6 protein-coding genes are annotated in these 9,324 nt (G+C 48.3%); 1 reads left to right on the top strand and 5 read right to left on the bottom strand.

Going from position 1 to position 9,324, the window contains the following annotated elements; genetic code table 11:
• Positions 1-238: 238 nt before the first annotated feature.
• The 5 genes from ACKI3C_RS10215 to ACKI3C_RS10195 all read right to left on the bottom strand — a co-directional run bounded on the left by ACKI3C_RS10215 (position 239) and on the right by ACKI3C_RS10195 (position 4,269).
• Entirely contained in the window at positions 239-1,195 is a 957-nt protein-coding gene (locus tag ACKI3C_RS10215) for a hypothetical protein (protein ID WP_407404682.1), read from the bottom strand.
• A gap of 28 nt (positions 1,196-1,223) precedes the next feature.
• A complete protein-coding gene (locus ACKI3C_RS10210; RefSeq protein ID WP_407404680.1) occupies positions 1,224-2,840 on the bottom strand; it encodes an AAA family ATPase in 1,617 nt (538 codons plus the stop codon).
• 205 nt (positions 2,841-3,045) lie between these two features.
• Positions 3,046-3,810, bottom strand: coding sequence for an exodeoxyribonuclease III (locus ACKI3C_RS10205; RefSeq protein ID WP_407404678.1), 765 nt, complete (start codon positions 3,808-3,810; stop codon positions 3,046-3,048).
• 2 nt (positions 3,811-3,812) lie between these two features.
• Positions 3,813-4,064, bottom strand: coding sequence for a hypothetical protein (locus ACKI3C_RS10200; RefSeq protein WP_407404676.1), 252 nt, complete (start codon positions 4,062-4,064; stop codon positions 3,813-3,815).
• 25 nt (positions 4,065-4,089) lie between these two features.
• Positions 4,090-4,269, bottom strand: a complete 180-nt coding sequence (locus ACKI3C_RS10195) for a DUF4250 domain-containing protein (RefSeq protein ID WP_407404674.1) — start codon at positions 4,267-4,269, stop codon at positions 4,090-4,092.
• Between the two features lie 510 nt (positions 4,270-4,779).
• Between ACKI3C_RS10195 and ACKI3C_RS10190 the strand changes: the two genes are divergently transcribed.
• Complete coding sequence (locus ACKI3C_RS10190) at positions 4,780-8,709, top strand: RICIN domain-containing protein (protein WP_407404672.1); 3,930 nt, start codon at positions 4,780-4,782, stop codon at positions 8,707-8,709.
• Positions 8,710-9,324: the final 615 nt, after the last annotated feature.

Raw genomic sequence — 9,324 nt, 5'->3', positions numbered from 1 at the left:
CTGTCTTATTTGATGTACAATCATCTCCACAGGAAAATTTCCTACAAGGATGCTCTTTGTATGAGAACGTATCGGTTTGCATTTTTGTAAGATCCAAACATAAGTATCTGTATTTCATCAAGGAATATTATGCTGAACCCAAATGCTAAAGTTGAGTTTTTATTGAATGGACCGTTGCCCCCATGTTCTTAGATGTCAAGCATGAGTTCCACGGGGTAGTGGTCGGTGCGGGTGTGTATCATTCTTCTTTGAGGACTGGGCGGATGAAGCAACCGTAGTAGCGGGTGATGGGAGTGCCGAAATAGCTTGTTTTGTTGCTCATGTCAACTACACACAGGGCAATTGCTGAAGCGTCATCGTCATCACCCAATTCATTGGTCCAATAGGAAGAATAGCCTTCAGTGAATTGTCCTTCGCCATAAATGCCAAAGATGGGGAAAAAGATGTGGACACCATTAGGTCCTGTTGCTCGGTAACCGTTAATTCCTTGAAATTTACCAAGTTCCCACTCGCAGCACTCCAATAGTTCATTTACGTCATCATAACTTGGAATTTGCCATCCTTCGCCCCATTCTTGACGAGCAGCATCATGCGCTGGGCGTAAAATGGTGGTTCCGTCGTGGGTGTAATAATTGCCATCGCGGTCCCAATAGTCGTCTTGCTCAAATGTGCCACCAGGCACTGTTGCACCCCAGGCGTAGTAATCGCCAGGTTCAAGTGGCGAACTGGCACCAAGGTTATAGCCTGCCCAGATGTTGCCGCTAGGCAGTCCCAGATCAACCTCTTGCTCGAATGAGAAGACGTTAGCGTTGATAGCGGCTGCACGACGCTCGGCAGCGCGTTCACGTCGTTCTTCCTTGCTTAGTCGGCTGCGCTTGTTGCTTGACTTGGAGCTTGAGGTAGAACTTGAACTATTATATAGTGTACTGAAGTTGTAGGTGATAGTGGCTTCGTCGCCATCCTCATTGTAGCTACGGCCGCCGATCACCACCCAGTTGCCATTACCATCGGTGACATGTGTGGGCTCGATATCTCCGTGGAGAGTAAGGCTAGAATTTACCTTGTAGGTACCGTGGTGGGTTTTTACCGTGAGCGGAGCGGCGAGTCCGTGATTAATGAACACGGTGGTGTAGGTGCGTGCCTCAACAGCGAGGGCGCACAACATTGTAGCAAAGATTGTGATAACTGTTCTCATAATAAGTGAATTTCTAGATGTTAAGCATTTATTCCTTTGTCATTGAATCAATGAGGCAGGTGTGTTTCTTTGTGCCTGAATTATAACTGATTCCCACGAGTAGTATTTCGCCTGCGAGGGGGGTGATAATCTCGGGGTAGTCACGATTCTTGATTTGGCTGATTGCGGTCTCGGCTGTATCGTTCCATTTCAGCTCGATTACGAGAATGGGATGGTTGCTATTGCGACGAGGAATAAACACCAAGTCGGCATATCCTTTACCGCTGGGTAATTCCTGAATTTCGATGTAGTGGTCAATGGCACCAAGGAAAGCTGTACGCACCACAGAACGCAATGCCTGCTCGTTGTTGTAGAAATTAGGTGCGACTTTGTGGTTGTGGATATATTCCACGCCAGTTGCTACAGCTTCTTCGTCTCTCATCCATAAGGCTTCAAGGAGTTTGTCGGAAGTGCGCACAAGCTCTGACAACTCCTTGTGGCTTTTGCTGCCACGGAGGGCCTCAACGAACTCCTCACGTATCTCCTGATTGGGCAAGGTCACGTGCTTAAAATTAAGGTCGTAGGTCAAATATCCTAGATGTATAAGCAACGTGAATAGTTCTTCGTTGTCGCTCACGTCGTTCATGTCGTTGCCAAAACGCAGGACATTAATTCTAACAGGTTCTCCCTTAATGAGTTTCTCAAGAGTTTCCTTTACTCCGTTGAAATCGTTGTCGATATAACGTTGCAGAGAATCGAAAGCCTCTGATTGTGCCCAGTAATTATCGCAACGTCGAGCCCTTATTGCTGTCATTACCGAGTTGGGGTTATAGATGGCTGTTTTCTTTATATCTGGGGCATTGATTCTCCAATCAAAAGTGTCCATTTCATAGCCATCATACCAACGTTTCAGTTCAGAGAAGTCCATGTGGTATTCTTCTGAGAGCATTTTTACGTCATCATCATTGAAGCCTAAGAAACCTCCCATAGGGCCGGGAGTAGTCATTGAATACTCACGGAAATCGTTTAGGGCTGATTGCGTACCATATTTCTTAATTGGTAATATACCTGTCATATATATCCCTGCAAAAACCTTTGATGTATTGCTCCCTTTAAAAAGTCTTCTAAGAAGAGAAACATAATCACTCATGATTTCTGGCCTATCCGACAGTTCGCGGCACATTGCATCCCATTCATCAATTATCATGATGAAACGTTCATCTGTTAATGTCGCAACTTCAAGCAGGATATCCATCAAGTCAGAATCGTCAGCAAATGTAAACTCGGGATATGCTTTCATTACATCTGCTATTACTTTATTCTGCATGTTAACTACAAGATTCTCGGGATGTCCTAACCTTGTCGTAAAATCGGTGATATCGATATAAATGACACGATATTTATTGAGGTGCTCCTTGAATGAAGGGTCTTTGGCAATTTCAAATTTCTCAAACAAGGATGAAGAGTCACACGATTTGTCGTAATAGGCACATAACATATTGGCTGCCATTGATTTGCCAAAACGGCGCGGGCGACTGACACAGGTCAGCATGTTTGCACCGCCCAGTGTCGAATTGATGTATGCAATCATTCTGGTTTTATCCACATATTCGCTATTTGTGTACTTAACGAATCCAGAATTGCCTCTATTAATGTATATGCCCATTTTGGTTTCCTTTTTAGTTGTTATGCCATGCAAGAAGGAAGATGTGTCTCCGTTAACTGCAAAGTTACGACTTTTTTATTATTTATCGACTAAAATGCTCTTAACAATCTTGAATTTGTATAAATTATGGGTGCGAGCTTCAATAGTGAAAGCGTACATTAGAGCAGTTAATAGGATAATAAATGCTCTCATAATAAACAAATTATCAAATGTCAAGCATGAGTTCCACGGGGCAGTGGTCGCTGCCGTGGATGTCGGTGTGGATCTTGGCGTCTACGAGGTTGCCGTCGATTGATGAAGATGCCAGGAAATAGTCAATGCGCCAGCCTGCGTTTTTCTGGCGTGCCTGGAAACGGTAACTCCACCACGAGTAAATGCCTTCCTGGGCGGGATAGAAGTGGCGGAATGTGTCGGTAAATCCGCTCTCGAGCAACGTTGTCATCTTGGCGCGTTCCTCGTCGGTGAAACCGGCATTCTTGCGGTTACTCTTTGGGTTTTTCAGGTCGATTTCCTTGTGCGCCACGTTGAGGTCGCCGCACACTATCACGGGCTTCTTCTCGTTGAGCCCCAGCAGGTAAGAGCGGAAAGCGTCTTCCCATGTCATGCGGTAGTCCAGGCGTCGCAATCCGTCTTGGCTGTTGGGGGTGTAAACGGTTACGAGATAGAATTTCTCCATTTCCAGTGTGATTACTCGCCCTTCGTGGTCGTGCTCGTCGATGCCCAAGCCGTAGGTCACGTTCAGTGGCGTGTGGCGGCTGAATATTGCTGTGCCGCTGTATCCCTTCTTGTCGGCCGAGTTCCAGTAGGAAGTGTAGCCGGGAAAATCAATGTCGAGCTGACCCGGTTGCATCTTGGTCTCTTGCAGGCAGAAGAAGTCGGCATCCAGAACCTTGAACGCGTCTTCAAACCCCTTTCCCACGCAAGCGCGCAAGCCGTTCACGTTCCATGAGATAAACTTATATCGTGCCATGATTAATTCTCCTCTCGTTCTTCTTCGGCGGGAGCGTCTTGATGGTTCTTTACCCATTCCTCTGCGTCCTGCTTGAATGACTTGCGGGCTTTGAGCAAAAGCTTCACCGCTACTATCAGCAGTGCCAGAGCAACGATTGCTCCTGCGATGAGAGCCCACATGGGCAGCAGCATCTTGTTAGCGCAATATAGCACTGCGGCAGCGATTAATATGCACAAGCAGTCGAGAGTGAGTGACAGTTTATATGCTTTCATTCCGTCCATAGTCGTAAGTTGTTGATTACCAAAATTTGTTGTTTTCCTCGCTATATTCCATTCCCGCCTGTGCCAGACGCTCAACGAGCCACTCGCGGTCGATGTCAAGCGATGCACACAATTCATCGAGCGAGGCATACTCGTCGCGCAGTTTCATGTTGATGAAACTCATCAGCATAAACGGGTCTTGGGGTAGATTTTCCATATTATTTTTTTGCAAAGTTAATGATATTTTGACTTAATCGCAAACTTTTTGCACCGCCTATGGCGCATTTGGGTTGTTTTTCGGCAATTCCCGTCGGCGGGAAAAGCGGGGAAAATGGTGTGCCGCAAAAAGGTTTCGTCTAAAACAGCGTCTAAAACAGTAGTTTTTTGCCCTGTAAAATTATAAAAATTCTTGTATATATAAAAAATTTTAACTAAATTTGCACACTGCTGCATAGCGTTTAACTACCATAAAGCGTTGTGTGGCACTGTTACCTACAGGATAAATATACAGGTGGCTTTTTATAACTTGACGGCAGCGTGAGATAAGTTGTTGTGCATCAGTGATTGGATGGTGGTGCGGCAATTTGTGCTAGATGGTTTAAAGAAGTGCGTATATGGCTTTTTAAGTTGCGACAACTCAAAACAGCTTGACCTTGTACTGCTAACTAAACATTAAATTAATTTATTTTTCACAAAACAAAAACAAATTACAAATTTTATGATGAAAATGCAACGAATCACGAAGGTGATGCATGCTGTGCTCGCAACCGTACTGGTGTGCGCGGGACTTGCTTTTGCACCCAAGGCTGACGCTGCTGTTCCTTATCCGAACAATTTGTACTTGACCCAGCAGACTAACTACACATGTACGCTGGTGTCGAATGCAATGATGCTTCGTGCTCGCATGTACCTGAGCAACAACTCTAACTGGACTGCGATCACCGAGTCGTCGCTTTGGCCTTACAGCTGGATCAATGGCGCTGGTCAGCGTGCAAGCTATTCTTGCTCATTTGCAGGATGTACCTTCAATGTTAATCAAGCTTATGTCAACGGTCTCACTGTTTCGCAGCTGCAAGGTATTCTTGCTGCTCACCCCGAGGGCGTGTGTATCTATGTCTCAAGCATTCCTCATGCGCAGTGGGTGACCGACATCGAGAACGGTGTTGTGTATAGCGGCGACTCTTCGGCTCCTGTATATTTCGGCCGTCGTCCTCTGGCCAACACTTATCAGGGTCAGATGTGCGGCTACAACCAGAACACCGTGCTCAGCCGTGTGACCAGCTACTGGTACGTATCTTCTTACAACGTGCCTGCCAACACTAGCTACGGCAGCACACCTACAACTACAACCCAGAGCAGCCAGAACCTGCCCAACGGCACTTACCGCATCGCTTGCTATAGCAACCCCAAGTACGGTCTTGACGTGTCGGGCGGTTCAAATGCCAACGAGGCTAACGTGCAGCTGTGGGAGTACACTGGCGTGAAGCAGCAGCAGTTCAAGGTAACCTTCAGCAAGGATCACTATAACATCCAGGCTGTTCACAGCGGTAAGAATCTTGACTTGTATATGGCAAAATCGGCCGACGGTACCAACGTGCAGCAGTATGATGTTGACGGCACTGCAGTTCAGAACTGGTCGCTGCAAGATGCTGGCGACGGTGCTTACTACATCGTCAACAACAACGGACTCTACATGGATGTCTATAATGGCTCGTTTGCCAACGGTACTAACGTCATGGGCTGGACCGGCAACAGGGTTAATGACCAGAAGTGGTTCTTCATCCCCGTTGATGCCGCACAGTCAATCCCCGACGGCGATTACCAGATACGCAATGCTAGCTACTTCGACTTCGGCGTTGACGTTTCGGGAGTTTCCAAGGACAGCGGTGCTAACGTTCACCTGTGGACACTGGGCACCGGCGCTAACCAGAAGTGGACCGTTAAGTACATGGGCGAGGGCTACTACTCAATCATTGCCAAGCACAGTGGCATGTCGCTCAACGTTAATGGCGGCGGTTACAAGTCATCTAACGTGCAGCAGTATCCCTTCAAGAGCGGCGACAATGCTTCTTACTGGATGCTCAAGGATGCCGGCAACGGTAGCTTCTATGTTGTGAACAGGAACGGTCTGTTCCTTGATGTTAGCAACGGCAAGTATGAAAACGGCACAAACATTCAGGTGTGGGCTGGTAACTCAAGCAAGGCTCAGAAGTGGAAACTGGTTGCTGTGGACGGCACACAGACACTTGCTAACGGTATCTACACCATCAACAGCTCGGCCAACAAGAACTTCGGGCTTGACGTATCGGGCGCTTCTAAGGACAAGAACGCTAACGTGCACTTGTGGACCAACAACAATGGCGACAACCAGAAGTGGGAAGTTAAGTACCTGAGCGATGGCTACTACTCAATCACCGCATTGCACAGTGGCATGGCACTCGACGTGGAGAACGCTGCAATTGATAATACTGCTAACGTGCAGCAATACACTAACACCGCTATCACCAACAATGCCCAGCAGTGGCAAATCAAGGACGCTGGCAACGGCGCATACTATGTGATTAACCGCAACGGTCTCTTCCTCGATGTAAACGGTGGCACCATGGCCGACGGCACCAACATCCAGGGCTACGTGGGCAATCGCACTGCTGCTCAAAAGTGGGTGTTCAACAAGGTTTCTGTAGAGAAGACAGTTCCCGTAATCACCGACGCAAAGGTGACCAATATCACTGCTAACGGTTACACCGTGACTTGCACCGTTACCGACAAGAACGGTATCAAGAGCGTGAAGATGCCCACTTGGACTGTTGCTAACGGCCAGGACGACATCATCTGGCACGAGGCTACTCTCAACGGCAACACCGCTACATTCACTGTCAAAGTGAGCGACCACAAGAATGAGCGCGGCGCTTACCTCACTCACATCTATGCTTACAACAACCAGGACGCTAAGACCTGCAAGCCTCTTGCTGTTGTCACAGTGCCCGAGCCTGTGGCCGACACCCAGGCTCCCGCTATCAGCGACATCAAGGTTACCGATGTCAGCCAGAGCGGCTACAAGGTGACTTGTACAGTCAAGGACAATTTGGGCGTGACTTCAGTGAAGATGCCCACTTGGACCGATGCTAACGGCCAGGACGACATCATCTGGCACACCGCATCGATCAGTGGCAACACTGCTACATTCACTGTTAAGACTAGCGAGCACAAGAATGAGTTTGGTTTCTATATCACTCACATCTATGCTTACGACGAGGCAGGAAACAAAACTTCAGCTGATGCTGGCAAGATCGCTGTTCCCGTGGCTAACGGAACTTACAACATCGCATGCTTCGCCAACAAGGCCCTCGGTCTTGACGTTCAAGGCGGCAACAGTGCTAATGGAACTAACGTGGGCATCTGGACTATTGATCCTAACGCTAACCACCACAAGTTCACCGTTACTCGTCTGAGCGATGGTTTCTACACCCTCAAGGCTGTTCACGCCGGACGTGTTCTTGACGTGTATGGCGGCAATGCTGCTAACGGCACTAATGTCCACATCTGGGATTGGAACAACGTTGCCGATTCTGAATGGGATCTCGCTCTCAACGACGACGGTTCTTATACCATCAAGAGCAAGCTCAACACTAATTACGTTCTCGACGTTAATGGCGGCACACTCACTGCCGGCACCAATGTTCAGCTTTACCAAAGCAACAACACTGACGCCCAGAAGTGGAGCTTCCTGCCCACAGCGGCAGTGCAAGGCTCTGGCTATGCTAGCTACCAGGGCGGCCGCGGAGGTTCGGGCAACGTTCTTGCTTATGGTATCGACGTGAGCGAGCACCAGGGCGTAGGCTTTAACTTCAATGCTGTTAAGGCTGCTGGTTACAAATATGTGATCCTGCGCTGTGGTTTCATCACTCGCAAGGACTACCGCTTCGAGGAATACTATGCTGCTGCCAAGGCTGCTGGTCTCGATGTGGGTGCTTACTTCTACTCTTATGCCGAGAACGCAAGCGAGGCTCTCGCCGAGGCCAACAAGTGCCTCAGCTACATCGCAGGCAAGAAGTTTGAATACCCCATCTACTTAGACTTTGAGGATCCCTGCCAGTATGGCGACGACGCTAAGAGCATCTGTCTCACATTCCTCGACAAGGTTGCTTCTCAAGGCTATCTCGTGGGTCTCTACGGCTATGCTTCATGGCTCGACGAGGACTACAGCGGCCACTGGGTTCCCACTGCACAAATCTGCCAGAAGTATGAGTGCTGGATTGCAAACTATCCTTATGCTAACTATGTAGATAACTACACCCAGAAGTATAAGACCCGTTACGGTATGTTCCAGTACACCGACGGTGCTGCTTCACAGGGTCTCGCTGCTGGCTACGGCCTCGACACCGACATGTGCTTCAAGGACTATCCTTCAATCGTGCGTCAGTATGGCTTCAACGGTTACAGCGCTTCTTTGACTCCCGTGGTTTACAACACAGGCGAAGGCGTAGTAGCTCCTGAAGAAATCTCTGACCTGAACGACGTGGACGTTAAGACAGTAGAGAAAGTACAGTACATCAATGTCAACGGTCAGGTAAGCGACCGTCCTTATGAGGGTATCAACGTGGTTGTAACCATCTACAGCGACGGCAGCAAGACAGTCAAGAAGGTCATGAAGTAATACTTCATCATTCCACATAACAACCGGCTGGAGTTCACAAAGCTCCAGCCGGTTTCATTTTTGTAAAAATATATAGGTGGGTTCTATAAATTCTGACATTAGTGTCCGGAAAAAATAAGCTAGAACTTGTTGACAACAAATATTTTATAACAAAAATAATCGGAAGAGGCTGGCTTTTAGGCTCGAAGAACGTCACTATGCGAACCGAGCCTTGGCGAGCTCGATGAAATCAAACCCCATGTAAAGACCGTCGAAGATGGTCGCAGCATGGGGGCCTCATTGCATCGTAACCGGCGGACGCAGTCCGTCGGAGGTTGGGTAGAGTACACTGCAAAAACAAGAGCAGGAAGGGACGATACTCCCGTATCGTCCACAGTGTTCTTAGAACGCTTATATTCAGGTAATTGCGTAATGTCTTACACTCGTTCCGAGCGTGCGGACGATACGGGAGTGTCGTCCCTACCTCAACTTTATTTCGCATTTTGACACACCCTCCTACGATGCAGTGCGGCCTCTGTCTAGGCCGATTGGTAGATGGCTCCCTGTCCGACGGTCTGGCGACCGCCGGTTACGATGCAGTGTGACGGGTTCCCCGTCAAAGCTGGTTGGGTCGTG

The sequence above is a fragment of the Sodaliphilus sp. genome, assembly GCF_045598405.1.
In the GTDB taxonomy this organism is placed as follows: Bacteria; Bacteroidota; Bacteroidia; order Bacteroidales; family Muribaculaceae; genus Sodaliphilus; species Sodaliphilus limicaballi.
The sequence above is the reverse complement of the archived record's forward strand: the minus strand, read 5'-3'. Positions and strand labels throughout refer to the sequence as shown.

Excerpts from the sequence above, each read along its gene's own strand:
- ACKI3C_RS10210 (WP_407404680.1), bottom strand. The coding sequence starts at position 2,840 with ATGGGCATATACATTAATAGAGGCAATTCTGGATTCGTTAAGTACACA.
- ACKI3C_RS10190 (WP_407404672.1), top strand. The coding sequence starts at position 4,780 with ATGCAACGAATCACGAAGGTGATGCATGCTGTGCTCGCAACCGTACTG.
- ACKI3C_RS10215 (WP_407404682.1), bottom strand. The coding sequence starts at position 1,195 with ATGAGAACAGTTATCACAATCTTTGCTACAATGTTGTGCGCCCTCGCT.
- ACKI3C_RS10205 (WP_407404678.1), bottom strand. The coding sequence starts at position 3,810 with ATGGCACGATATAAGTTTATCTCATGGAACGTGAACGGCTTGCGCGCT.
- ACKI3C_RS10195 (WP_407404674.1), bottom strand. The coding sequence starts at position 4,269 with ATGGAAAATCTACCCCAAGACCCGTTTATGCTGATGAGTTTCATCAAC.
- ACKI3C_RS10200 (WP_407404676.1), bottom strand. The coding sequence starts at position 4,064 with ATGAAAGCATATAAACTGTCACTCACTCTCGACTGCTTGTGCATATTA.